Annotated in this window: 20 protein-coding genes; 9 read left to right on the top strand and 11 right to left on the bottom strand. The window is 47.5% G+C overall.

Translation table 11 applies throughout. From position 1 onward, the window contains the following. Nucleotides 1-14: 14 nt before the first annotated feature. Together BACCOPRO_RS00820 and BACCOPRO_RS00825 are read right to left on the bottom strand one after the other, a co-directional pair. Nucleotides 15-881, bottom strand: a complete 867-nt coding sequence (locus BACCOPRO_RS00820; protein ID WP_008139995.1) for a cell division protein FtsX — start codon at nucleotides 879-881, stop codon at nucleotides 15-17. Next, nucleotides 878-1,780, bottom strand: coding sequence for a class I SAM-dependent methyltransferase (locus tag BACCOPRO_RS00825; RefSeq protein WP_008139996.1), 903 nt, complete (start codon nucleotides 1,778-1,780; stop codon nucleotides 878-880). Before BACCOPRO_RS00825 ends, BACCOPRO_RS00820 begins: the two co-directional genes overlap by 4 nt. Before the next feature lie 155 nt (nucleotides 1,781-1,935). On the opposite strand from BACCOPRO_RS00825, the gene BACCOPRO_RS00830 reads away from it, so the two are divergent. Then, complete coding sequence (locus tag BACCOPRO_RS00830) at nucleotides 1,936-2,130, top strand: PspC domain-containing protein (protein ID WP_022277805.1); 195 nt, start codon at nucleotides 1,936-1,938, stop codon at nucleotides 2,128-2,130. Nucleotides 2,131-2,216: 86 nt separating this feature from the next. On the opposite strand, the gene miaB is transcribed toward BACCOPRO_RS00830, so the two are convergent. Beyond that, a complete protein-coding gene (gene miaB / locus BACCOPRO_RS00835; RefSeq protein WP_008140000.1) occupies nucleotides 2,217-3,584 on the bottom strand; it encodes a tRNA (N6-isopentenyl adenosine(37)-C2)-methylthiotransferase MiaB in 1,368 nt (455 codons plus the stop codon). Nucleotides 3,585-3,709: 125 nt separating this feature from the next. Between miaB and BACCOPRO_RS00840 the strand changes: the two genes are divergently transcribed. Both BACCOPRO_RS00840 and BACCOPRO_RS00845 read left to right on the top strand, forming a co-directional pair. Beyond that, the gene (locus BACCOPRO_RS00840) at nucleotides 3,710-4,078 is read left to right on the top strand and encodes a hypothetical protein (protein WP_008140002.1); all 369 of its coding nucleotides are present in this window, start codon (nucleotides 3,710-3,712) and stop codon (nucleotides 4,076-4,078) included. Nucleotides 4,079-4,120: 42 nt separating this feature from the next. Further along, nucleotides 4,121-5,617 carry a butyryl-CoA:acetate CoA transferase gene (locus tag BACCOPRO_RS00845; RefSeq protein ID WP_008140003.1) on the top strand — a complete coding sequence of 499 codons (1,497 nt, stop codon included), beginning with the start codon at nucleotides 4,121-4,123 and terminating at the stop codon, nucleotides 5,615-5,617. Between the two features lie 88 nt (nucleotides 5,618-5,705). Here the strand turns inward: BACCOPRO_RS00845 and galB are convergent, their stop codons facing one another. Next, nucleotides 5,706-8,213, bottom strand: a complete 2,508-nt coding sequence (gene galB, locus BACCOPRO_RS00850) for a beta-galactosidase GalB (protein ID WP_373920400.1) — start codon at nucleotides 8,211-8,213, stop codon at nucleotides 5,706-5,708. 77 nt (nucleotides 8,214-8,290) lie between these two features. Here galB and BACCOPRO_RS00855 point away from each other — a divergent pair, with 77 nt between their 5' ends. From BACCOPRO_RS00855 to BACCOPRO_RS00875, 5 genes are all read left to right on the top strand, one after another. Further along, nucleotides 8,291-8,620, top strand: a complete 330-nt coding sequence (locus tag BACCOPRO_RS00855) for a hypothetical protein (RefSeq protein ID WP_008140008.1) — start codon at nucleotides 8,291-8,293, stop codon at nucleotides 8,618-8,620. Nucleotides 8,621-8,785: 165 nt separating this feature from the next. Further along, nucleotides 8,786-11,620 (top strand): leucine--tRNA ligase, encoded by a 2,835-nt coding sequence (gene leuS, locus BACCOPRO_RS00860; protein WP_008140009.1) that lies wholly within the window; start codon nucleotides 8,786-8,788, stop codon nucleotides 11,618-11,620. A gap of 4 nt (nucleotides 11,621-11,624) precedes the next feature. Further along, nucleotides 11,625-12,521 (top strand): YitT family protein, encoded by an 897-nt coding sequence (locus BACCOPRO_RS00865; RefSeq protein ID WP_008140014.1) that lies wholly within the window; start codon nucleotides 11,625-11,627, stop codon nucleotides 12,519-12,521. A 10-nt stretch (nucleotides 12,522-12,531) separates the two neighbouring features. Further along, the gene (locus tag BACCOPRO_RS00870) at nucleotides 12,532-13,110 is read left to right on the top strand and encodes a non-canonical purine NTP diphosphatase (protein WP_008140016.1); all 579 of its coding nucleotides are present in this window, start codon (nucleotides 12,532-12,534) and stop codon (nucleotides 13,108-13,110) included. Nucleotides 13,111-13,168: 58 nt separating this feature from the next. Next, nucleotides 13,169-14,308, top strand: coding sequence for a serine hydrolase domain-containing protein (locus BACCOPRO_RS00875; protein ID WP_008140018.1), 1,140 nt, complete (start codon nucleotides 13,169-13,171; stop codon nucleotides 14,306-14,308). A 31-nt stretch (nucleotides 14,309-14,339) separates the two neighbouring features. Here the strand turns inward: BACCOPRO_RS00875 and BACCOPRO_RS00880 are convergent, their stop codons facing one another. The 4 genes from BACCOPRO_RS00880 to polA all read right to left on the bottom strand — a co-directional run bounded on the left by BACCOPRO_RS00880 (nucleotide 14,340) and on the right by polA (nucleotide 19,963). After that, nucleotides 14,340-15,248: a ketopantoate reductase family protein gene (locus BACCOPRO_RS00880; RefSeq protein ID WP_008140019.1), complete on the bottom strand. Its 909-nt coding sequence runs from the start codon at nucleotides 15,246-15,248 to the stop codon at nucleotides 14,340-14,342. Between the two features lie 20 nt (nucleotides 15,249-15,268). Next, on the bottom strand, nucleotides 15,269-16,372 hold the full coding sequence (ychF, locus tag BACCOPRO_RS00885) for a redox-regulated ATPase YchF (RefSeq protein WP_008140021.1): 1,104 nt from the start codon (nucleotides 16,370-16,372) through the stop codon (nucleotides 15,269-15,271). Nucleotides 16,373-16,652: 280 nt separating this feature from the next. Continuing rightward, a complete protein-coding gene (locus BACCOPRO_RS00890) occupies nucleotides 16,653-17,039 on the bottom strand; it encodes a DUF3836 domain-containing protein (RefSeq protein WP_008140026.1) in 387 nt (128 codons plus the stop codon). Between the two features lie 152 nt (nucleotides 17,040-17,191). Next, a complete protein-coding gene (polA, locus tag BACCOPRO_RS00895) occupies nucleotides 17,192-19,963 on the bottom strand; it encodes a DNA polymerase I (RefSeq protein ID WP_040311024.1) in 2,772 nt (923 codons plus the stop codon). 92 nt (nucleotides 19,964-20,055) lie between these two features. Here polA and BACCOPRO_RS00900 point away from each other — a divergent pair, with 92 nt between their 5' ends. Further along, nucleotides 20,056-21,030, top strand: coding sequence for a polyprenyl synthetase family protein (locus BACCOPRO_RS00900; protein ID WP_008140030.1), 975 nt, complete (start codon nucleotides 20,056-20,058; stop codon nucleotides 21,028-21,030). Nucleotides 21,031-21,097: 67 nt separating this feature from the next. On the opposite strand, the gene deoC is transcribed toward BACCOPRO_RS00900, so the two are convergent. From deoC to BACCOPRO_RS18410, 3 genes are all read right to left on the bottom strand, one after another. Beyond that, nucleotides 21,098-22,060 carry a deoxyribose-phosphate aldolase gene (gene deoC / locus BACCOPRO_RS00905; RefSeq protein ID WP_008140032.1) on the bottom strand — a complete coding sequence of 321 codons (963 nt, stop codon included), beginning with the start codon at nucleotides 22,058-22,060 and terminating at the stop codon, nucleotides 21,098-21,100. A 5-nt stretch (nucleotides 22,061-22,065) separates the two neighbouring features. After that, nucleotides 22,066-22,386, bottom strand: coding sequence for a nucleotide pyrophosphohydrolase (locus BACCOPRO_RS00910; protein WP_008140034.1), 321 nt, complete (start codon nucleotides 22,384-22,386; stop codon nucleotides 22,066-22,068). A gap of 1 nt (nucleotide 22,387) precedes the next feature. Next, on the bottom strand, nucleotides 22,388-22,644 hold a 257-nt coding region (locus tag BACCOPRO_RS18410; protein ID WP_008140035.1), incomplete at its 5' end, for a D-aminoacyl-tRNA deacylase.

Consider the following 22,644-nt stretch of genomic DNA (forward strand, 5'->3'; position numbering starts at 1 on the left):
TAATTGATTGCGGTTTATTTGTAAAGTTCTTCTGTCTTTAATCCCAGATATTTGTTAATGGAAATCCATGCACACAATGTTGTGATGAGGATACCGAATATCAGTACAACTCCCATTACGGTCAGCATGACAGAAGGTGTGATGACTTGCAGTAATCCCGGCTCATAACCTACCAACAGCCATGCCATTACCATCAATGCGGCATCAGCCAGTGCTGCTGCCAGTAGTCCGATCCAGACATTACGGGCCAGAAATGGCTTCCGGATGAATGAACGACTGGCTCCGACCAGCTTCATGGTATGAATCAGGAAACGCTTGGAGTATACAGTCAGACGGATGGTATTGTTGATCAGTGCAAAGGATATAAGTGTCAGCAAGGCAGCCAGACCGAGCAGAAAGAGACTGGCTTTGCGCAAATTGCGGTTCACCGAGTCTATAAGATCCTGCGGATAGTTGACTTCCAGAATGTTCTTTTTGCCCATCAGTTCCTGTTCGATGATATGAATACTGTCCGAATTGGCGTAGTCAGCATTCAGCTTGATTTCAATGGATGCACTGAAAGGATTATATCCCAGGAACTCAGCCGGATCGGTTCCCATAGCTTCTGTCTGCTCTTTCAAAGCCTGATCCTTGGAGATATAGTTCGTTTGTTTCACATACGGTTCCTTGTTCAGCTGCTTTTGAAGCGCCAGAATGTCTGCTTCCCGCATATCGTCACTGAGTACCACTGAGAAAGCAATGTTTTCACGTACATAGACTGACAGGTTGTTGGCTGTCAGGACGAGAAACACCACCAGTCCCAGCAACAACAGGACCAACATGGTGCTGATGCTGGACGTGACAAACTGCATGTCAAAAAAGGATCCGGATTTTTTGCTCATAATTGTTTCTTTCTGAAGACGTAAATCATTGAACTGCTTTGTTCCTTACGGGTCAGGGTAGCCATCCAGGCTTCGAACCCGATCAGTAAACCCTTGAAAAAAGGACTTCGGCTTTGTTTGTACTTTTCTGTCAGCATGGATACATAAAAAGCATCAAAAGGCATGGGGTGGCGTTCAGCCAGCACAAAACCATGCTTTGCTCCGAACTGCTGCATGGCAGAAGGCGTGAAATGCCATAAGTGACGTGGTACATCCCATGCAGCCCACATCGCTCCGTATTTGCGTGCATCAAACGAAGAAGGATTGGGCACTGCAATCACCAATATTCCTCTGTCCTGAAGAATCCGGCTAAGGGTTTCCCAGGTTTCGTTCAAGTGTTCCAGATGTTCCATTACGTGCCACAGTGTGATCACATCGAATGAAGCATCCTCATATGTTGCGAGTTTCTCGGGAGCATCTACTTCCAGACCGAAATGTGTCTGTGCGAAGGTGCGTGCCTGCGGGCTTTTCTCGATAGCTGTTACTCTCCATCCTTTTTCCTTCATAAAGTGAGGAAAGTATCCGGTTCCTGTACCGATATCAAGCAACCGTCCGCGGCTTAATCCGCTGTTGTGCTTGATCAGTCTTGCCTTGCTGGCCAGCATATAGCGTCGTACCCAGTGATAAACACGGTTCATCAAGCCGTGATGAGTATCACTGTGAGAGATATAGTCGGGTGATTCGTAATATCTTCCGATTTCAGCTTCCACGGGAATTCCCTGTGTGAACAGGAAACCACATGACTCACACTTGTATACGTCGAACGTTTCGCCCGTCGCATAGTGGTCTTTGCAGGTCATTTCCTTGTGGAAAGCACTTTTTCCGCAGAGCGGACATTTATCTATATTGAGTATATTCACTTTAATCCCTAATTTGCTGCAAAATAACAAATAAAACGATTATAGAGGGACTTTCTTTAAGGGTTTTTAAGAGATGTGACGCTTTTTAAGCCAGAAAGGTCAGACTTTATCTGAAAAAAGTCATTACCTTTGGGGATGTAATCAATTTTGAAAAAATGGAAAACAGAAGATTAACTCGCTCAAATGACCGCATGATAGCCGGTGTGTGCAGCGGCATTGCAGAATATTTCGGTTGGGATATAACTTTGGTCCGCATTCTTTATGTGCTGGCCACAGTCTGTACGGCTTTTTCCGGAACGATTGTTTATCTGATTTTGTGGATTGTCATGCCGGAATACAGAAGAAGATAATTTTGCAGATGAGATTCGAACTTTATTGGGAAGAAGAAAAATGATAAAAGCCAAAGAACTGTTCTTTGGCTTTTATTGTATGATAATCAGAGGGCGGTTCCTTTCAGGGTTGCTGAACTGGAGTCTGTGATCCGTACCTGAACAAAATCTCCGATACGGTGAGTTCCCCGGTCAAACACCACTACCTTATTTTGTTCCGTACGTCCGAAGAGCTGATCTTTCGAGCGTTTGGACACTCCTTCCACCAGCACTTCAAATGTTTTTCCGACATCCCTGGCATTGCTTTCTGCCGACAGCTGGTTCTGTAATTCGATCATTTCGTTCAGACGACGTATTTTTATTTCTTCAGGAACATCGTCAGGAAGATGCTTGGAGGCATAGGTACCCGGACGTTCCGAATATTTGAACATGAAAGCAGAGTCGTAAGCACATTCGCGCATCAAGGAGAGAGACATCTGGTGATCTTCTTCCGTTTCGGAATGGAAACCGGAGAAAATATCCGTACTCAAGCCGCAGTCGGGGATGATACGGCGGATTGCTTCAACTCGTTCCAGATACCATTCGCGGGTATATTTCCGGTTCATCAGTTTCAGAATGCGTGAACTTCCGCTTTGCACCGGCAGGTGAATATGCTTGCATACGTTGGGCACTTCGGCAATCACGTGCAGGGTTTCATCGCTCATGTCTTTAGGATGTGAGGTGGTGAAACGGATTCGCATGCCCGGTACTGACTCGGCAACGAGGCGCAGCAGCATAGGGAAAGTTACCGTCTGTCCGTCACGTTCGAAGCGGTACGAATTGACATTCTGTCCCAGCAGAGTCACTTCCTTATAGCCTTTCCGCTCCAGGTCATGCACTTCGTTGAGGATACTTTCCACATCACGGCTCCGTTCGCGTCCGCGGGTATAAGGCACGATGCAATAATGACAGAAGTTGTTGCAGCCTCGCATGATGGAGACATAACCGGAGATATGGTTTCCGCAGATGCGGGAAGGAATCACATCCCGATAGGTTTCTGTCGTGGAAAGTTCCACATTAATAGCTTTCTCTCCAGCTTCAACGGCACTGATCAGTTCCGGAAGTGTCAGGTAAGCATCCGGTCCGGCAACCAGATCTACGTGGTGATGTTCGATCAGGTCATTTTTTACACGTTCAGCCATACATCCCAGCACACCTACGATCAGGTGCTTGCGTTTCTTGCGCAGAGAATGGAAAAACTCCAGCCGGTTCAGGATCTTCTGCTCTGCGTTGTCGCGGATGGAACAGGTGTTCATGAATACAGCATCTGCTTCTTCCAGCGTTTCGCAGGGAGAATAGCCGGCCATTTGCATGATGGAAGCGATGACTTCACTGTCGGCCACGTTCATCTGACAGCCGTAAGTTTCGATGAATAGTTTTTTGTTCTCGTGTTCAGTTGCAGATTTAAAGTCTGCTCCTGTGCTTTCTTTTGTCATAGTTTTCTGAAAATTAGTAATTCAGTTGCAAAGATATGGCTTTTCGGGTTAACTTCCATAAAAGGGTTAGGATATATGGAAATAATTTGTATCTTTACCGGACACTTAACATACTTTGATTAACGATGGATCTGAGTTCACTGATGGAAACCGTCTTTTCGGTGGGGATTGTTGTTGCCATGGTAGCCCTGGTGGCTTGGCGGCGATACAAAGAAGGGCAGGGCAAGCCTGCTTCGGGGAAACGTGCCGTATCTGCCGGGACAGGAAAACGGCCTGTCATGCAGAGACCTGCTGAGAGGGAACCTGTTGAGAAACGTGAACCGATGCCGTCTCAAAAAAAGAAAAGAAATACCCGTCCGGCCTTTCATGAACCGGAAGCAGTTCCGTCAGCTTCCCGGAAGGCTGAGCCTGAAGATGCGGAGATTCGCCTGAAAACACCGGCAGATGCCCGGAAGGCTTTCCTCTATTCGGAGATATTCCGTCGGAAATATTGAATGCAACTACTGAAATAACCAAATACTAATACCTTAAATACCATGAGTTTCAATTTTATTACAGCAGCTGAAGCTGCCAGTCTGATCAAAGATGGAGAGATTATCGGCCTGAGCGGTTTTACACCGGCAGGCAGTCCGAAAGCAGTTACCGCCGAACTGGCGAAGATCGCAGAAGAAAAGCACGCTCGCGGAGAACAGTTTCAGGTTGGAGTGATTACCGGTGCTTCAACGGGAGATTCCTGTGACGGTGTCCTGACCCGTGCTCATGCATTGAAGTTTCGTGCTCCTTATACAACCAATACTGACTTTCGTAAAGCAGTTAATAGTGGAGAAATAAATTATACGGATATTCACCTGTCTCAGGTTGCCCAGCGTTTACGTTCCGGTTTCCTGGGACATGTAAGTACAGCCATTGTCGAGGCATGTGAAATTACGGAAGACGGACGTATTTACCTGACGGCGGGAGTTGGTATTACCCCGACCATTGCCCGGCTGGCAGACAAGGTTATCGTAGAATTGAATGCGGCTCACAGCAAAGCGCTGATCGGTATGCATGACCTGTATGAGATGGAACGCCCGCCTTTCCGCCGTCCGGTTCCCATTGTACATCCAAGTGACCGGATCGGGCTGCCTTACATTCAGGTTGATCCTTCGAAGATTGTTGGTGTTGTAGAAGTAAACATTCCCGATGAGGCCCGCGGTTTTCATGATCCGGACCCGATTACAGACCGTATCGGCCAGAATGTTGCCGAATTCCTGGCATCGGATCTGAAGAAAGGAATCATTCCTTCTACCTTCCTTCCCTTGCAGTCCGGAGTGGGAAATATTGCCAATGCAGTGTTGAGTGCACTGGGAAAGGACTCCAGTATTCCGCCGTTTGAAATGTATACGGAGGTGATTCAGAATTCCGTGATCAAGCTGATCAAGGAAGGACGCATCAAGTTTGGAAGTACCTGCTCGCTGAGTGTAACAAACGATTGCCTGCAGGATATCTATGATCACATGGATTTCTTCCGCCACAAGCTGGTACTCCGTCCGTCGGAGATATCCAACTGTCCTGAAGTCGTGCGTCGTCTGGGAGTTATTACCATGAATACCGCCATTGAAGCCGATATCTATGGAAATGTGAACTCCACTCACATTTGCGGAACAAAGATGATGAACGGTATCGGCGGTTCGGGAGACTTTACCCGCAGTGCTTATATCTCTATCTTCTCTTGTCCGTCGACAGCGAAGGGAGGATGCATCAGTTCTATCGTGCCGATGGTTTCCCATCTGGATCACAGCGAACATTCCGTGAACGTCATCATTACCGAACAGGGTATTGCAGATTTGCGTGGAAAGAGCCCGATGGAACGCGCACAGGCAGTCATTGAAAACTGCGCACATCCTGACTATAAGCAATTGTTGTGGGATTATCTGAAGATTTCCACCAAGGGACAGACCAGCCATTGCCTGTCGGCTGCGCTGGGCATGCACCAGGTATTCCTTGAAAAAGGCGATATGCGTCTGACTGACTGGGCAGACCTTCACCGGTAAAGATATTCCGTAAAATAAACAAGCCCTGCGTTTCCCGGATTGGGTTTCCTTGAAACGCAGGGCTTTATTTTTCACTTGAGAGAGAGGATTATTTCTCTTGCTCTGTAGTAATGGTCAGTGTCTGTTTCTTCAGACCTTTAGCCGTAGCTTCCAGCGTAATGGTTCCTGCTTCTTCCGTTGACTGGACGATAGCCGTCATCATTCCGTTGAATACTTTCATGCGTGGCGTCTGGAATGATTCCAGAGAAGTCGGGTCTCCGTTTGCTCCGGCACGGTAAGTACCCTTTCCTTTTACCCGGAACGAGATCTGATTGTCTGCATGCGGGCAGAGGTTGCCGTCTTTATCCACAACCTTTACGGTTACGAATGAAAGGTCTTTTCCGTCAGCCTTGATTGTGCTGCGGTCGGCAACGAGTTCAATGTGATGAGGCTTGCCGGCTGTATGGATTTCTTTTTCAGCCACTGCCTTGCCATTCTTGTCGTAAGCTACAACCTTTACGGTACCCGGTTCATACTTGGTATCCATCCACATCAGGCGGTAACGTTTCTGGCGTTTAAGGCTGGCCATGGAAGCAGAGTCAGCACTGTTTTCGATGGTAACCGAGAGATCTTTCGTACGTTTTCCCTGGCTCTTGCCGTTGATGAACAGCTCTGCCGAAGGATAGTTGGTATAGACAAAGACCGGAGTAACTTCTCCTTCGCGTCCTTCCCAGTTCCAGTGGGGCAGGATATGCAGGGTTTCTGCATTCTTGTTCCAGTGGCTGCGGTAGAGGTAGTAGCGGTCTTTCGGGAGTCCTGCCAGGTCAATGATACCGAAGAGAGAAGAATGGCTGGGCCAGTCTGAATAGTAAGGAGTCGGTTCACCCAGATAATCGAATCCGGTCCATACGAATTCACCGATGCAATAAGGAAGGTCGTCATGCTGGATGAAGTCGTCTTCGGGCAGGTTTGACCAGCTGCAGTGTTCCACGTCATAAGAAGAAGCCTGATGGTCGTCATACTTAGCCATCGAACGTCTTTCTACGGGGAACTTGTACACACCGCGTGAGCTGAGGGTAGATGCAGTTTCGCTTCCCAGAATGATTTCCTGCGGAAGTTTCTTATAATTTTCCAGATATTTGTGCGGACGATAGTTGAATCCCGGTACATCGAGTACGGCAGCCATGTTGTTGTTGACTACAGCGTCGGGTACATCCATACCCTGTGTGACCGGACGTGTCGGGTCTTCGCGGTGGCAGATGTCCTGAAGCATGCGTGTCAGTTTCGGGCCGCGGTTGCCGTTCCATTGGTCGGGTACCTCGTTACCGATGCACCACATGACGATACTCGGGTTGTTGCGGAAGTGACGGAGCAGGTTTGTCAGGTCACGTTCCACCCATTCGTCGAACACTTTGTGGTAACCGTTTTCCACTTTTGCTGATTTCCATTCGTCGAATGATTCAGCCATTACCATCATACCCATTTCGTCGCAGGCAGCGATCAGTTCGTTGGACGGCATGTTGTGCGACGTACGGATGGCGTTACATCCCATGTCTTTCAGCATGCGGATCTGGCGGCGTATGCCTGCCTCGTTGGAAACACCTCCCAACGGTCCGAGGTCGTGATGGTTACATACTCCGCGGAACTTCAGCGGTTCTCCATTCAGGAAGAAGCCTTTTCCGGCAATGATTTCCACGGAACGGACACCGAAACGGGTTGTATAAGTATCTTTCAGTGTTTCGCCTTCGTAGATTTTGGATTCGGCAGTATAGAGTGCGGGAGTATCCGGAGTCCAGAGAGACGGATGCTCGATGATGAATTCCTGTTCAAACTGTTTTCCGGTGAAAGTTGTGCCCTGCTGTTTTCCCTGAGCCACCACTTTGCCGTCGGCATCCTTCAGCTCGGTAACGATGGTATAGTCAGTCAGCTTCTTTCCTTCCGGCATTTCCAGACTGGTTGCCAGACATACTTTCGCATATTCCTTCTTGACAACGGGAGTTGTCAGGTGAGTTCCCCATACGGGAACATAAGCATCTCCGGTCACGATGACACGTACGTTGCGGTAAAGTCCCGCACCCGGATACCAGCGTGAGGATTCTGTTTCGTTTTCAAGGCGTACGGCCAGTACATTCTTTCCGTCCGCATTCAGGTAAGGCGTTGCGTCAATCTGGAAAGCATTGTAACCGTAGGGCCAGTAACCTGCTTCTTTTCCGTTGACATAAACGCGTGCATGACTCATGGCTCCGTCGAAAAGCAGGATACATTTACCGCCTTTCGTCATCTGAGGTGTGCTGAAGGTTGTACGATACCATCCTACACCTACAAACGGAAGTCCTCCGGTTCGTCCGGCATGTTCCATGGCTGCTGTCTGTCCGTCCTGAGCAATGGCTGTGTGCTGTTTGTCATTTTCAATGCTGAACGGTCCGTAAATCGCCCAGTCGTGAGGTACGGTCACATTCTGCCATTTTTTATCATCCCATTGAGACTGACTGAAACCTTTGTTGTCTTCACGGGTGAATTTCCATCCTTTTTCCAGTAACATTTCCTGTCGCTGTTGTGCGTTTCCTGCGGCGGGGAGCAGCATGGAAAGCATGAAAAGGCAAGCTAGTCGGTTAATTTTCATCTGATAAGTATTGAGGTTAATGATATATTTTTCACAAATATAGCGATATTCTTTTAATAATGAAAAGATAGATGGCTTATCTCTTGTCTGGAAGAGCCATGGTGTCCTTTTTCCTTTGTCCGGTCGTCTGGCGGGGAAGACCGGTCCGTTTGCCTGAATACCACGAGAGAAAACAGCTGTTTTGGGCTGACGAAACAAGTGTTTCCCCTCGTGGAATTTTTTGTTTTATCCTGGAGAAACTTTTGTTTCTTGCTGATGAAACTCTTGTTTTGTCTAGAAGAAACTTTTGTTTTCTGCTGGTGGAACTTTTATTTTCACTAAGTGGAACTCTTATTTTCACCAGGTGGATCTTTTGTTTTTACCGGATGAAACGTCTCTTTTCTCCTGACGTTGCAGCCTGAATGACCTGAGGAAAAGGCTTCATCCTTTCGGACAATCCTGTTACTTTAATAGTCTTGTTGCGGAAATTAAGCTGTTTCTCTGAGGTTTTATTCCCGAACTCTTGCTATCTTTGCGAATGTTTTGTAAAGACAATAGAAATCAAATAAATATATTATTAAGCCGCTATGGAGTATAATTTCAGAGAGATTGAAAAGAAATGGCAGCAGAAGTGGGTTGACAACAAGACCTACAAGGTTGTCGAAGACGAATCAAAGCAGAAATTCTATGTGTTGAACATGTTCCCTTATCCGTCGGGAGCCGGCCTTCATGTAGGCCATCCGCTGGGATATATTGCGAGCGACATTTATGCCCGCTACAAACGTCTGCAGGGATTCAACGTCCTGAATCCGATGGGATATGATGCATACGGACTGCCCGCCGAGCAGTATGCCATCCAGACCGGACAGCATCCTGCCGTAACTACGGCTGCCAACATTGCACGTTATCGTGAGCAGCTGGACAAGATCGGCTTCTCATTCGACTGGGATCGGGAAGTGCGTACCTGCGAACCGGGCTATTATCACTGGACACAGTGGGCTTTCCAGAAGATGTTCAACAGCTTCTATTGTAATTCCTGCCAGAAGGCACAGCCAATCAGCAAACTGGTTGCTCATTTCGAAGCATCCGGTACAGAAGGTCTGGATGTGGCTTGCAGTGAAGAACTTCATTTTACTGCTGAAGAATGGAAGTCCAAGTCAGAAAAGGAACAGCAGGAAATCCTGATGAACTACCGGATTGCCTATCTGGGCGAAACGATGGTAAACTGGTGTCCGGCACTGGGTACCGTACTGGCCAATGATGAGGTTGTGGACGGTGTGTCAGAACGCGGAGGACATCCGGTTGTACAGAAAAAGATGCGCCAGTGGTGTCTGCGTGTATCGGCATACGCACAGCGTCTGCTCGACGGACTGGAAACAGTGGACTGGACAGATTCTCTGAAAGAAACCCAGCGCAACTGGATCGGCCGTTCAGAAGGTACTGAAGTCCGTTTCAAGGTGAAAGACAGCGATCTGGAATTTACTATCTTTACTACCCGTGCCGATACGATGTTCGGTGTGACCTTCATGGTACTTGCACCGGAAAGTGAACTGGTTCCGCAGCTGACAACTGATGCACAGCGTGCAGAGGTGGAAGCTTACCTGGAACGTACCAAGAAACGTACCGAACGTGAACGTATTTCCGACCGCCGTGTGACAGGTGTATTCAGCGGTTCGTATGCCGTGAATCCGTTTACCGGAGAATCTGTTCCGGTATGGATCAGCGATTATGTACTGGCCGGATATGGTACGGGAGCGATCATGGCCGTGCCTGCTCACGATAGTCGTGACTATGCTTTTGCCAAGCATTTTAATCTGCCCATCGTGCCGCTGGTAGAAGGATGTGATGTCAGCGAAGAAAGCTTCGATGCGAAGGAAGGAATTGTCTGCAACTCTCCGAAAGCCGGTGTAACTCCTTATTGCGACCTGAGTCTGAACGGACTGACCATCAAGGAAGCTATTGCTGCTACCAAGAAATATGTGAAGGAACACAACCTGGGACGCGTGAAGGTGAACTTCCGTTTGCGTGATGCCATCTTCTCCCGTCAGCGCTACTGGGGTGAACCGTTCCCGGTATATTACAAGGACGGCATGCCTTACATGATTGACGAAAGCAAGCTTCCGCTGGAACTTCCCGAAGTAGACAAGTTCCTGCCGACAGAAAGCGGCGAGCCGCCGTTGGGACATGCAACCCGTTGGGCGTGGGATGTAGAAAAGGGAGAAGTAGTGGAAAATACCCTGATCGACAATGTAACCGTTTTCCCGCTCGAACTGAACACCATGCCGGGCTTTGCCGGATCAAGTGCATATTATCTGCGTTATATGGATCCGCACAACAATCAGGCACTGGTGTCTGAAAAGGCTGACCGCTATTGGCAGAATGTCGACCTGTATGTAGGTGGAACCGAGCATGCTACCGGTCACCTGATCTATTCCCGTTTCTGGAACAAGTTCCTGTTCGACCTCGGCGTCAGCATCAAGGAAGAACCGTTCCAGAAGCTGGTCAACCAGGGAATGATTCAGGGACGAAGCAACTTTGTATATCGTATCAAAGATACCAATACCTTTGTTTCACTGGGCCTGAAGGATCAGTATGACGTGACTCCGCTTCATGTGGATGTCAACATCGTTTCCAATGATGTGCTCGACGTGGAAGCCTTCAAGAACTGGCGTCCCGAATACAACAATGCCGAATTTATTCTGGAAGACGGCAAATATATTTGCGGATGGGCGGTTGAAAAGATGAGTAAGTCCATGTACAACGTAGTAAACCCGGATATGATTGTTGAGAAATACGGAGCCGATACCCTGCGTATGTATGAAATGTTCCTGGGTCCGGTAGAGCAGTCCAAACCGTGGGATACCAACGGTATTGACGGTGTACACCGCTTCCTGAAGAAACTCTGGGGCTTGTTCTACGACCGTCAGGACAACTTCCTCCCGACAGAAGGCGAAGCAACGAAGGAAGAACTGAAATCACTTCATAAGCTGATCAAGAAGGTAACATGCGACATTGAGGTCTTCTCTTACAATACGTCAGTCAGTGCCTTTATGATCTGTGTGAACGAACTGACTTCACTGAAATGCCGTAACAAGGATGTACTGAGTGGGCTGGTTGTACTTCTTGCACCGTTTGCTCCTCACTTGGCTGAAGAATTGTGGGAAGCACTGGGTCATGCAACTTCCGTATGCGATGCACAGTGGCCGGTATGCAATGAAGAATATCTGAAGGAAGATACCGTGAAATATACGATTTCCTTCAACGGAAAAGCACGTTTCACAATGGAATTCCCGGCAGATGCCGACAACGATACGATCCAGGCTGCCGTTATGGCCGAAGAACAGTCTCAGAAGTGGATTGACGGCAAGACACCGAAGAAAGTCATCATTGTTCCGAAGAAGATTGTCAACGTAGTGCTTTAATCACATGGAAGCCGTGTTGAAAAGAAAACTGGGCCGGGAGTCGAGAGACTATCTGGCCATCACGTTTGGTCTGATCTGTTATTCTCTGGGGTGGGCGGCATTCCTGCTTCCTTATCAGATTACGACCGGAGGTGTTACCGGTATTGCGGCTATCATTTATTATGCCACAGGTGTGGAAATACAGGTTTCCTACTTCGTCATCAATGCCGTATTTCTGGGATTTGCGTTGAAGATTCTCGGTCCGAAATTCAGTGTGAAGACCATTTATGCCATTTTCATGCTGACATTTCTGCTTTGGCTGTTCCAGCGTCTGCTGGAAGGAGACGATGGAAAGCTGCCTCAGTTGCTCGGACCCGGCCAGGATTTCATGGCCTGTGTCATTGGAGCCGGTATGCTGGGCTTTGGTATTGGAGTCGTGTTCTGCAACAACGGCAGTACGGGAGGAACGGATATCATTGCCTGGATCATCAACAAATACAAGGATGTGACGCTGGGACGCATGATGATGTATTGTGATATTGTCATCATTTCGTCGTGTTACTTTATTTTCCACGACTGGCGCCGTGTGCTGTTTGGTTTTTGTGTCCTTTTCATCATGAGTCTTGTGATTGACTATGTGATCAATTCGACCCGTCAGTCGGTACAGTTCCTGATCTTCTCCAGAAAGTATGAAGAGATCGCCGAAGGCATTGCTACCCGCGTGGATCGTGGAGTGACACTTCTTGACGGCAAGGGATGGTACAGCAAGCAGGAGATCAAGGTTGTTGTCGTACTGGCCAAGAAGAGCGAGTCGATTGATATTTTCCGCCTGGTGAAGGACATAGACCCGAACGCGTTTATCTCACAAAGCAACGTGGTGGGAGTATATGGAGAAGGATTCGACAAACTGAAGGTCAAATAAAAATGTAAGTATGAAGAAACTGGTTTTTGCTACAAATAACGCTCACAAACTGGAAGAAATCCGGGCCATTCTGGGCGATCAGGTTGAAGTTCTGAGCCTGAAGGATATTCATTGTGAAGCAGACATTCCCGAGACAGCCGATACGCTGGAAGGCAATGCTGCCCTGAAGGCAGAGTATGTATACCGCAACTACGGGCTGGACTGTTTTGCCGATGATACCGGTCTGGAAGTAGAGGCTCTGAATGGTGCTCCGGGGATTTATTCGGCACGTTATGCCGGAGGTGAAGGACATGACTCGGAAGCGAACATGAAGAAACTGCTGCATGAAATGGAAGGACAGGACAACCGCCGGGCACAGTTCCGTACGGCAATCTGTCTGATTGAGGGCGGCAAGGAACATCTGTTTGAAGGAGTCGTGCGGGGCGAGATTATCCGTCACCGCCGTGGTACTTCCGGCTTCGGTTATGATCCGGTCTTTGTTCCCGAAGGATACACTGAAACCTTTGCTGAAATGGGGAACGAGGAAAAGAACAAGATCAGTCACCGGGCACGTGCGGTTCAGAAGCTTTGTGCGTATCTGAAGAAATAAACGGACGGTTCCGGAAGCATAAAGAAAATAAAAACGGCTGGAAAAGGAGGTAGGAGAGATGAAACTGCGTATCGTTCTCGGTGTGATTGTGGTGGCAGCAGTGGTCTATTGCTCGCTGCCTTATTATGCCCGTCAGGCACTGATTCACTGGATGCCGGTCATCGATGATCTTGAGACTTTCCACCGGCACACTGTCCGGCATGATCCGGATCGTGTGTGGAACTGGCCGCTGTCGGCTGACTACAACCGTTGTCAGCTTCCGGAACCGGACGTACATTATCTGGACAGCCTGCATACGGTTGCCTTTCTGGTGATCCGTCATGACAGCCTGTTGTTTGAGACATATCGGGATGGCTGGAACGATACTCTGACCTCAAATATTTATTCTGCAACCAAGACAATCGTCGGGATGCTTGCCGGAATTGCCCTGGACGAAGGGAAAATTCAGAGTCTGGATGACCCGGTAAGCCGTTATATACCTTCTTACCGGAAAGGAATGCAGGCCGATGTTACAATCCGGCATCTGCTGACCATGAGCGGAGGAATGGCCTGGGATGAGGCTTATTCCTCGTTGTTTTCCGTAACCACTCACGGTTATTACGGCAATGACCTGTACAAGCTGGTGACCGGACTGGAGGTCTGTGACCGTCCGGGCGTACAATATTCATATCGCAGCGGGGAAACGCAGTTGCTGGCCTTTGTCATTGAAGCGGCTACAGGAAAGACTCTGAGCCAGTATGCGGAAGAGAAATTGTGGAAGCCGATGCAGGCTGAACGCGATGCCTACTGGCTGTTGGACAAGCAGGACGGGGATGAGAAGGCATTCTGTTGTTTTCATACGACGGCCCGTGATGTAGCCCGCTTTGCACGGCTCATGCTTCATCGCGGCAACTGGAACGGCCGTCAGCTGGTCTCGCAGGCTTATATGGACGAAATGATGCGTCCTGCTTCCTGGCTGAAGGACCAGTGGGGCAAAGATTCACTGAATTATTATGGATACCAGACCTGGATCATGCACTATCACGGTCAGGTGAATCCTTATATGCGCGGGATGCTGGGACAATATATCATCGCGATTCCCAGCCAGGATGCCATTGTCGTGCGCCTGGGGCGCAAGCGCTGTGATCTATATGACCGGGAAATCACAACAGATATAACCCGCTACATGGATATGGCCATGCGGATTCTTCAGGATTGAGAGAGCATCAAAAACAACAATCTTTCATTCCTTATTTTCGGAACTTCTCAGCCACTTTCTCATATGTCTGGAGAGGAACATTCAGCTTCTTTCCCAAATCGATCATATCGAACAGCATGCCTTGTATTTCCGATTCATGGCCTCGTGCAAGGTCTTTCTGCATGGAAGCCGTGCTGTGCGGATCCAGTTTGTCGATTACTTTCAGGTTATAGGTGACCGGATCCTCCGGGAATACAACGCCCAGACGGCGTCCGATCTCCGCACTTTCGCGGGAGAGTCCGACAAAGGTGTCACGAACTTCACCTTCTTTCTGTACTTCTCCCATCGGGACATCGTGGTAAGCGCCTGTACAGGCCATGGCAGAAATAAAGGACCATTTAATGAACGTATCGCGGTTGATGTCGTCTGAAACATCCACTTTGATGCCACAGGCACGCAGATCACTGGCTATGACTTCCAGACGTTCACGGGTAATTTCCTGTTCGGGACGGGCTCCGAATACCAGCCGGAAGATATTTCCCATCTGGGTGATTTCACCTTCACCGGAAACGAATCCGACAATATAAATACAGCCGTCGAGTACGGTAACCGCAGGTGTCATTCGTCCGATGCGGGGTCCTGTACCATATACATTCAGGATAGGGATGACCAGCGTGTCCGGTTTTGCGGCGCGTTCCAGTACGTCACGGATAGATTCAATGGAGTAACCTTTTACACAGACGAAGATCACATCAGCCTTGCCGTCAAAAGAATCGGCCGTACAAGCCTTTACCGGAAGAAAGTGATCTCCCTTCAGATCCGATTTCAGGTGAAGTCCCTGCTTACGGATTGCTTCCAGATGTTTGCCTCTGGCGATGCAGGTAACTTCCCTGCCGGCCAAAGCAAGGAAACCGGCGATGCTTCCTCCTACGCCGCCGGTTCCAATGACAAGATAGTTCATTTGAATAAGTTTTAAAGGTCTTATACGTTGAAGCGGAAGTGCATGATATCACCGTCTTCCACTACATAATCCTTACCTTCTACGTTCAGCTTTCCTGCTTCGCGTACGGCTGCTTCAGAACCATACTGGATGAAATCGTTGTATTTGATAACTTCAGCACGGATGAATCCCTTTTCAAAGTCGGTATGGATAACGCCTGCACACTGGGGAGCCTTCCATCCTTTGTGGAAAGTCCAGGCACGGACTTCCATTTTTCCGGCGGTGAAGTAAGTTTCCAGGTTCAGAAGTTTGTACGCAGCCCGAATCAGACGGCTGACGCCGGATTCTTCCAATCCGACCTCTTGCAGGAACATCTGACGGTCTTCATACGTTTCCAGTTCGGCAATGTCGGCTTCGGTTTTGGCTGCAACGATCAGGATTTCTGCTCCTTCTTCCTTGACAGCTTCACGAACCTGATCCACATATTTGTTTCCGTTGACGGCACTTGCTTCGTCTACGTTGCAGACATACATCACCGGTTTGGAAGTCAGCAGGAAAAGATCGTGTGCGATCTTCTGCTCGTCTTTGGTTTCGAACTGTACGGTACGGGCCGATTTACCTTGCAGCAAGGCATCGCGGTAGCGTACCAATACTTCATAAGTTTGTTTGGCAACCTTATCTCCACCTGTCTGAGCCTGTTTCTGAACTTTCTGGATACGGCTTTCAATGGTTTCCAAATCTTTCAGCTGAAGTTCCGTATCAATGATTTCCTTGTCGCGTATAGGGTTTACGCTTCCGTCCACATGAGTTACATTGTCATCATCGAAGCAGCGCAATACATGCAGGATGGCATCTGTTTCACGGATGTTAGCCAGGAACTTGTTTCCAAGTCCTTCTCCTTTGCTGGCGCCCTTTACAAGACCTGCAATGTCGACAATTTCAACGGTTGTCGGAACGATACGGTCAGGAATAACCAGTTCGGCGAGTTTGTTCAGGCGGTCATCCGGAACGGTAATTACACCGACGTTAGGTTCAATGGTGCAGAAAGGGAAGTTTGCTGCCTGGGCCTTTGCGTTTGATAAGCAATTGAAAAGCGTAGATTTGCCCACATTCGGCAAACCGACGATACCACATTGTAATGCCATAGATATCTGTTTAATTATTTGTTTCTGATTTGTCCGGCAAAGTTATCAAATAATCAGACAACTGCCAAGAAAATTATTTTTCCTTAGGCAGATGGAAAGAGAATTTATGAGAAGGGAAGTAAAGTTTGGTTATAAATTATAAGTAATATTGGCTTTTGAGGCTTCCTTTGAGAAATGTTTTGATAGGGATGAGGAAGGAAAAAGAAAAGAGGCATCTCTCACGAGGTGCCTCTTCAATAATAAGAGAGTTTATGAATGTTGTTTTTGTTTTTTGTGATGCTTACTTGTCCATGGTGACTGTCATGCTCGGAATCAGAACAAAGGTATGTTTCTTGGGAATCCACTTGTAATACTTAGTTGTAATGCTCTTGCTATCATATGTATAGCGGATGCATAAGTCGTTTTCCCAAGCTTTTTCGTCCTCATTCCATTTCTGTGACAGGTTTTCGGTCATTTGCTGGTTATCATCATATTTGTAATTATATTTCATGTAGTTGGTAAGCATGTCTCCGTTGCGTTTATAAACGGTTTCTGCAACTTTTACACCATTTACTTCTTCGGCATTGTACACCAGATTACTTTCTGCGGTACGTGCTGAAATTGTAACATTACTAATCATGATAACTGCTGTAACCAGTAAAGTTTTCATTATGCTCATAGTCTTCATATCTTTAAAGTTTTAGGTTTTACTATCATTTTGTTTTTGATTGCGGTGCAAAAATAGTAAAAGCTTTGATATATTGCATATATTTTGCATGAAAATTTTATGCAACTTAGCAAAATGTTATATTTTAAAGATATGTTAACACTTCATCTCTCTTAATGCGCTTCCAGCCAATTCTGTCCCCATCCGCTGTCTGCAAGCAAAGGTGCTTTCATTTTGTAGGCAGACTCCATCTCTTCAATCACGATCTGCTTTACTTTTTCCTGTTCTTCAGGCAGTACGCTGAAGTTTAATTCATCGTGTACCTGCAGGATCATTTTTGACTGAATTCTTTCTTTCAGGAAGCGTTGGTAAATGCGTACCATGGCAACTTTGATGATATCGGCAGCACTTCCCTGAATCGGCGCATTGATGGCATTACGTTCCGCATATCCTCTTACTACCGCATTTCTTGAATTGATATCTGGCAGGTAACGTTTGCGCTTGAAGATTGTTTCAATGTATCCCCGTTCGCGGGCAATGCGGATACTTTCGTCCATATATTCCTTCACGTGCGGGTAGTTTTCAAAATATCCGTCGATCAGTTCCTTGGCTTCTTTACGGTCTACGTTCAGGCGTTCGGCCAGACCGAAGACGGAGATACCATAAATAATACCGAAGTTGGCTGTCTTGGCTTTGCTTCGTTGTTCACGGGTTACTTCTTCCAAAGGCACCTTATATATTTTAGAGGCGGTGGCGGCATGGATATCCTGACCTTTCTGGAAAGCTTCGATCATGTGAGGATCTCCACTCAGATGAGCCATAATACGGAGTTCAATCTGTGAATAGTCGGCAGAGAAGAAGATACATCCGTCATCAGGAATGAAAGCTTTTCGGATTTCTTTGCCGTCTTCGTTCCGGATCGGGATGTTCTGCAAGTTCGGATTACTGGAGCTGAGTCGTCCGGTAGCAGTTACAGTCTGGTTGAACGAAGTATGGATTCTTCCGGTCTCGGGATTGATCAACTGGGGAAGCGCATCGATATAGGTTCCCAGTAACTTCTTCAGTCCCCGGTGTTCCAGAATTTTTCCTACAACTTCATGTTTTCCGCGCAGGCTTTCCAGTACTTCTTCTGAAGTAACGTATTGTCCGGTTTTGGTTTTCTTCGCTTTTTCCACAATCTTCAGTCTGTCGAAGAGTACTTCTCCTACCTGTTTGGGGGAAGCGATGTTGAATTCAGTTCCGGCCAGCTGGTAAACTTCCTCTTCGATCTGTTTCATGCGAAGCGTGAAGTGTCGTGAGGTTTCTTTCAGTGCCTCGGTATCGATGCGTACTCCATTGCGCTCCATATAAGCCAGCACCGGAATGAGTGGCATTTCTATTTCTTCAAAAAGTTTCCGTACATTGTTTTCGTCCAGTTCCTTTTCCAGTTTGTTTTTCAGTTTCAGAGTTACGTCTGCATCTTCACAGGCATATTCGTAGACAGAAGCAGGAGGGAGGTCGCGCATGTTACCCTGATTCTTGCCTTTAGGTCCGATGAGTTCTTCGATATGGATCGTCTGATAGTTCAGATAGATTTCTGCCAGATAATCCATGTTATGGCGTAATTCGGGTTGAAGGACGTAATGAGCCACCATGGTGTCGAACAACGGGCCTTGCAGTTGCACACCGTAGTTAGCGAGGACCAGCATATCATATTTGATGTTCTGTCCGACTTTCATGATTTCCCTGTTTTCGAAGACAGGTCTGAACCGGTCTACTATTTTTTGTGCTTCGCTTCGATCAGCCGGTACAGGAACATAGAAAGCCTGGTTTTCGGCATAACTGAAGCTCATTCCGACCAGTTCTGCACGTATCGGATCGGTACTTGTAGTTTCCGTATCTAGACTGAGAACGGACTGTGTAACGATATTTTGAAGAAGTTGGCTCAGTTTTTCTTCATTATCAACGAGTTGATAGTTACAATTTAGCGTATGAAGCGTTGCGAGATTCGTTTTTTCAGGTTCGCTCGTAGTCTCGGGCGTAAAAAATCCAAAGAGATCGCCTTGTCCGGGTGTTGCGGCCGGAGTTTCTTTTGGCTTTTCTTTGAAGATGCGTTCCAATAATGTGCGGAACTCCAGTTCCTGAAAAATTTTTCTCAGTTCTTCTTCGTCGGGTGATTCACGTTTCAGTGCATCCATGTCGAGTGGGAGAGGGACATCTGTTTTGATGGTTGCCAGAAATCTGGAGAACTCGATCTGCTTACGGTTTTCTTCCACCTTTGTACGAAGGGCTCCTTTCAGCTGATCTGTATGGGCAAGGAGGTTCTCAATGTTGCCAAACTGTGCAATCAGTTTCTGTGCCGTCTTTTCTCCAACGCCCGGACATCCCGGAATATTGTCGGAAGCATCTCCCATCAGTCCCAGCAGGTCGATGACTTGCAAAGGCGACTGAATGGCATACTTGTTCTTGACTTCTTCGACACCCATGACTTCGAAAGCCTTGTCGTTGTGTCGGGGGCGGTACATGAATACGTTCTCGCCGACCAGCTGTCCGTAGTCTTTGTCGGGAGTCATCATATAAGTGGTAATGCCGCGTTTCCCGGCTTCCGTGGCCAGTGTTCCGATGACATCGTCGGCTTCATATCCGGGCACTTCAAGGATCGGAATGCGATAGGCACGGATAATATCCTTGATAATAGGGACGGAGAGACGGATCACTTCCGGCGTTTCCTCACGTTGTGCCTTGTATTCCGGATAGGCTTCATGACGGAACGTAGGGCCTGCCGGATCGAATGCTATACCGATGTGAGTGGGGTTTTCCTTTTTCAGGACATCCTCCAGTGTATTGACAAATCCGAGGATGGCTGAGGTATTGAAACCTTTCGAGTTGATACGGGGGCTTTTGATGAGCGCGTAGTAGGCGCGATAAATCAGCGCATACGCATCCAATAGAAACAGTTTCTCCATTCGTGTAAAAATATTAAGTTTTTTCATGTAAAAGTACAAAAAAATACGGGATTAGCTGTTTTATTATTACTTTTGTACGCAAATAAATATCCATGGACAAGACAGAATTAATCAAACGACCGATAGAAAAGGAATTAGGTGAATTCAGAGAACTGTTCGAATCATCACTGGAAAGCAGTAATCCGCTGCTGGGAGAAGTATTGTCGTATATCCGAAAGCGCAACGGGAAAATGATGCGTCCTATATTGGTGATGTTGATGGCCAAGCTCTTTGGGCATATTAATTCCTCTACGCTGCATGTGGCTCTCTCGCTGGAGTTGCTGCATACGGCCAGTCTGGTACACGATGATGTCGTGGATGAAAGTGACGAACGGAGAGGACAATCGTCGGTTAATGCTGTTTATAACAATAAGATCTCGGTGCTGGTAGGTGATTATATGCTGGCAACAAGCCTGTGGCATGCGGCTCATACCGGAAAAGTCGAGCTGGTGGAACTGGTTGCCCGGCTGGGACAAGCTTTGTCGGAAGGCGAGATTATTCAATTGGCTAATATCAGTAACCGCGATTTTTCGGAAGACATTTATTTTGATGTCATCCGCAAGAAAACAGCAGCTCTTTTTACTGCCAGTGCAGAGAGTGGGGCACTTTCAGCCGGAGCATCGGAAGAAGAAGTAAGCCGGGCGGCGGATTTCGGTGAAATGATCGGTATTGCATTTCAGATAAAGGATGACATCTTTGACTATTATGAATCACCGGAGCTGGGCAAGCCTACCGGAAATGATATGTTGGAAGGCAAACTTACTTTGCCGGCACTTTATGTCATCAATAAGCTGAATGATGAATCAGTCCGTGAACTGGCGCTCCGGATTCGTGCTTTAAAAGCCTCTAAAGAAGAAATTGCTTCGTTCGTGGAACTGGTAAAGCGGGAAGGAGGAATAGCCCATGCAGAGCAGGTAATGTATGAATACCGGAACCGTGCCTTGCAATTGTTGCCGGCTTCGGCAGATGAAGCTTTGCGTCTCTCGCTGACTGCTTATATTGATTACGTCATTGAAAGAAAGAAATAGGCAGATAGATATATCTGGTGTGAAAGCAGGCAGAGCGGATCCGTTCCGTTCTGCCTGTCTGCTTTTATCAGAAGAATTTGGTTTCCTGTCCGAGAATATCCGACAAAAGAAGATTTGCCAGACGGCTGGTTCCGAGACGGAACAGCTGGTTGTTTAACCATTCTTTTCCTAATACCTCTTTGACAATGGTATAATAGGTCAGGGCATCCTTCACTGTATTGATGCCTCCAGCCGGCTTAAAACCGATTTTACGTCCTGTTTCGCGGTGGTATTCCTTGATGGCATTACACATCACATACGCAGCTTCCGGAGTTGCTGCCGGATTCTCTTTTCCTGTGGAAGTTTTGATGAAGTCTGCGCCTGAATACATCGAAAGAATAGAAGCTTTCTTGATGTTGGAAGCTGTTTTCAGGGCGCCGGTTTCCAGAATAACCTTCAAATGTTTGTCGCCGCATACCTCTTTCAATTCTTCGATTTCATCGCACATGCCTTCGTAATCACCTTCCAGGAATTTGCCTACCGGAATCACGATGTCGATTTCATCAGCGCCTGCATGAAGAGCCATTGCCGTTTCTGCCACCTTGACTTCCGTGAAGGTCTGTGAGGAAGGAAATCCTCCTGAAACGCAGGCGATGTTTACATGGTCTGCTTCCAGTGTATCGTTGACGATTTCTGCCATGTTAGGATAAACACAGATAGCCGCTACGTTATCCAGATCGGGATACTTGTCATCAAACTCATTCACCTTTTCCGTGAATTTCATGACGCTCTGCTCGCTGTCTGTACATTTCAGGGTTGTCAGATCGATGCAGTGAAAGAGGAATTTCTTGACCTCCGCAGTATCGTTTTCTGACAGATGCTTTTCGATGAGTGCGGCAGTTTCCCGGGCGATTTTGTCATCATCCAGGTTTGTCTCATACTTGCCTAATGCAATGTCATACTTGCTTGGCTGATGCAGGTGTTCTTTGTCCTCTTCATCGTAGGGAAGTGTCAAATCTTCGTAGTCTTCGTAATTGTTGTTACTCTTCATAAGGCTTATAGTTTGGGGTTGTTTTTATGTCTCTCTTTGTCGCGGGCTGTTTTCTTCTCCAGATTTTTCTGAAAAGCTTCGGTCAGGTCGGTACCGGTCTGATTGGCCAGACAGATCAAGACCCAGAGAACGTCCGCCATTTCATCGGCCAGGTTCGCTTTTTCTCCCGGTTTAAACGACTGGTCTCCGTAGGTGCGTGAGATCACACGGGCCAGTTCGCCCACTTCTTCTGTCAGTACAGCCATATTGGTCAGTTCGCTGAAATAGCGGACACCATACGTCTTTATCCAGTTGTCTACGGTTTTTTGTGCTTCTTCCAGAGTCATTTTATTCTTTGTTTTTAGTGTCCATACAGATGGTAACGGGGCCATTATTCAGCAGCTCGACCTTCATGTCTGCACCGAATTCACCGGTTCCGACTTCTTTTCCCAAAGCAATGCTCAGCTCGTTGCAGAAGTATTCATAAAGAGGAATAGCCGTTTCATGTTTGGCTGCCCGTATGTAAGACGGGCGATTTCCTTTTTTGGTGGAAGCCATCAGTGTGAACTGACTAATGACCAGTATTTCTCCGTTTACCTCAAGGA

The organism is Phocaeicola coprophilus DSM 18228 = JCM 13818 (assembly GCF_000157915.1).
GTDB classification, from domain to species: Bacteria; Bacteroidota; Bacteroidia; order Bacteroidales; family Bacteroidaceae; genus Phocaeicola; species Phocaeicola coprophilus.

Excerpts from the sequence above, each read along its gene's own strand:
- miaB (WP_008140000.1), bottom strand. The coding sequence starts at position 3,584 with ATGACAAAAGAAAGCACAGGAGCAGACTTTAAATCTGCAACTGAACAC.
- ychF (WP_008140021.1), bottom strand. The coding sequence starts at position 16,372 with ATGGCATTACAATGTGGTATCGTCGGTTTGCCGAATGTGGGCAAATCT.
- BACCOPRO_RS00900 (WP_008140030.1), top strand. The coding sequence starts at position 20,056 with ATGGACAAGACAGAATTAATCAAACGACCGATAGAAAAGGAATTAGGT.
- BACCOPRO_RS00890 (WP_008140026.1), bottom strand. The coding sequence starts at position 17,039 with ATGAAGACTATGAGCATAATGAAAACTTTACTGGTTACAGCAGTTATC.
- BACCOPRO_RS00875 (WP_008140018.1), top strand. The coding sequence starts at position 13,169 with ATGAAACTGCGTATCGTTCTCGGTGTGATTGTGGTGGCAGCAGTGGTC.
- BACCOPRO_RS00840 (WP_008140002.1), top strand. The coding sequence starts at position 3,710 with ATGGATCTGAGTTCACTGATGGAAACCGTCTTTTCGGTGGGGATTGTT.
- BACCOPRO_RS00870 (WP_008140016.1), top strand. The coding sequence starts at position 12,532 with ATGAAGAAACTGGTTTTTGCTACAAATAACGCTCACAAACTGGAAGAA.
- BACCOPRO_RS00910 (WP_008140034.1), bottom strand. The coding sequence starts at position 22,386 with ATGACTCTGGAAGAAGCACAAAAAACCGTAGACAACTGGATAAAGACG.
- BACCOPRO_RS00855 (WP_008140008.1), top strand. The coding sequence starts at position 8,291 with ATGGCTTATCTCTTGTCTGGAAGAGCCATGGTGTCCTTTTTCCTTTGT.
- BACCOPRO_RS00820 (WP_008139995.1), bottom strand. The coding sequence starts at position 881 with ATGAGCAAAAAATCCGGATCCTTTTTTGACATGCAGTTTGTCACGTCC.
- BACCOPRO_RS00865 (WP_008140014.1), top strand. The coding sequence starts at position 11,625 with ATGGAAGCCGTGTTGAAAAGAAAACTGGGCCGGGAGTCGAGAGACTAT.
- leuS (WP_008140009.1), top strand. The coding sequence starts at position 8,786 with ATGGAGTATAATTTCAGAGAGATTGAAAAGAAATGGCAGCAGAAGTGG.
- BACCOPRO_RS00830 (WP_022277805.1), top strand. The coding sequence starts at position 1,936 with ATGGAAAACAGAAGATTAACTCGCTCAAATGACCGCATGATAGCCGGT.
- BACCOPRO_RS00880 (WP_008140019.1), bottom strand. The coding sequence starts at position 15,248 with ATGAACTATCTTGTCATTGGAACCGGCGGCGTAGGAGGAAGCATCGCC.
- polA (WP_040311024.1), bottom strand. The coding sequence starts at position 19,963 with ATGGAGAAACTGTTTCTATTGGATGCGTATGCGCTGATTTATCGCGCC.
- deoC (WP_008140032.1), bottom strand. The coding sequence starts at position 22,060 with ATGAAGAGTAACAACAATTACGAAGACTACGAAGATTTGACACTTCCC.
- BACCOPRO_RS00845 (WP_008140003.1), top strand. The coding sequence starts at position 4,121 with ATGAGTTTCAATTTTATTACAGCAGCTGAAGCTGCCAGTCTGATCAAA.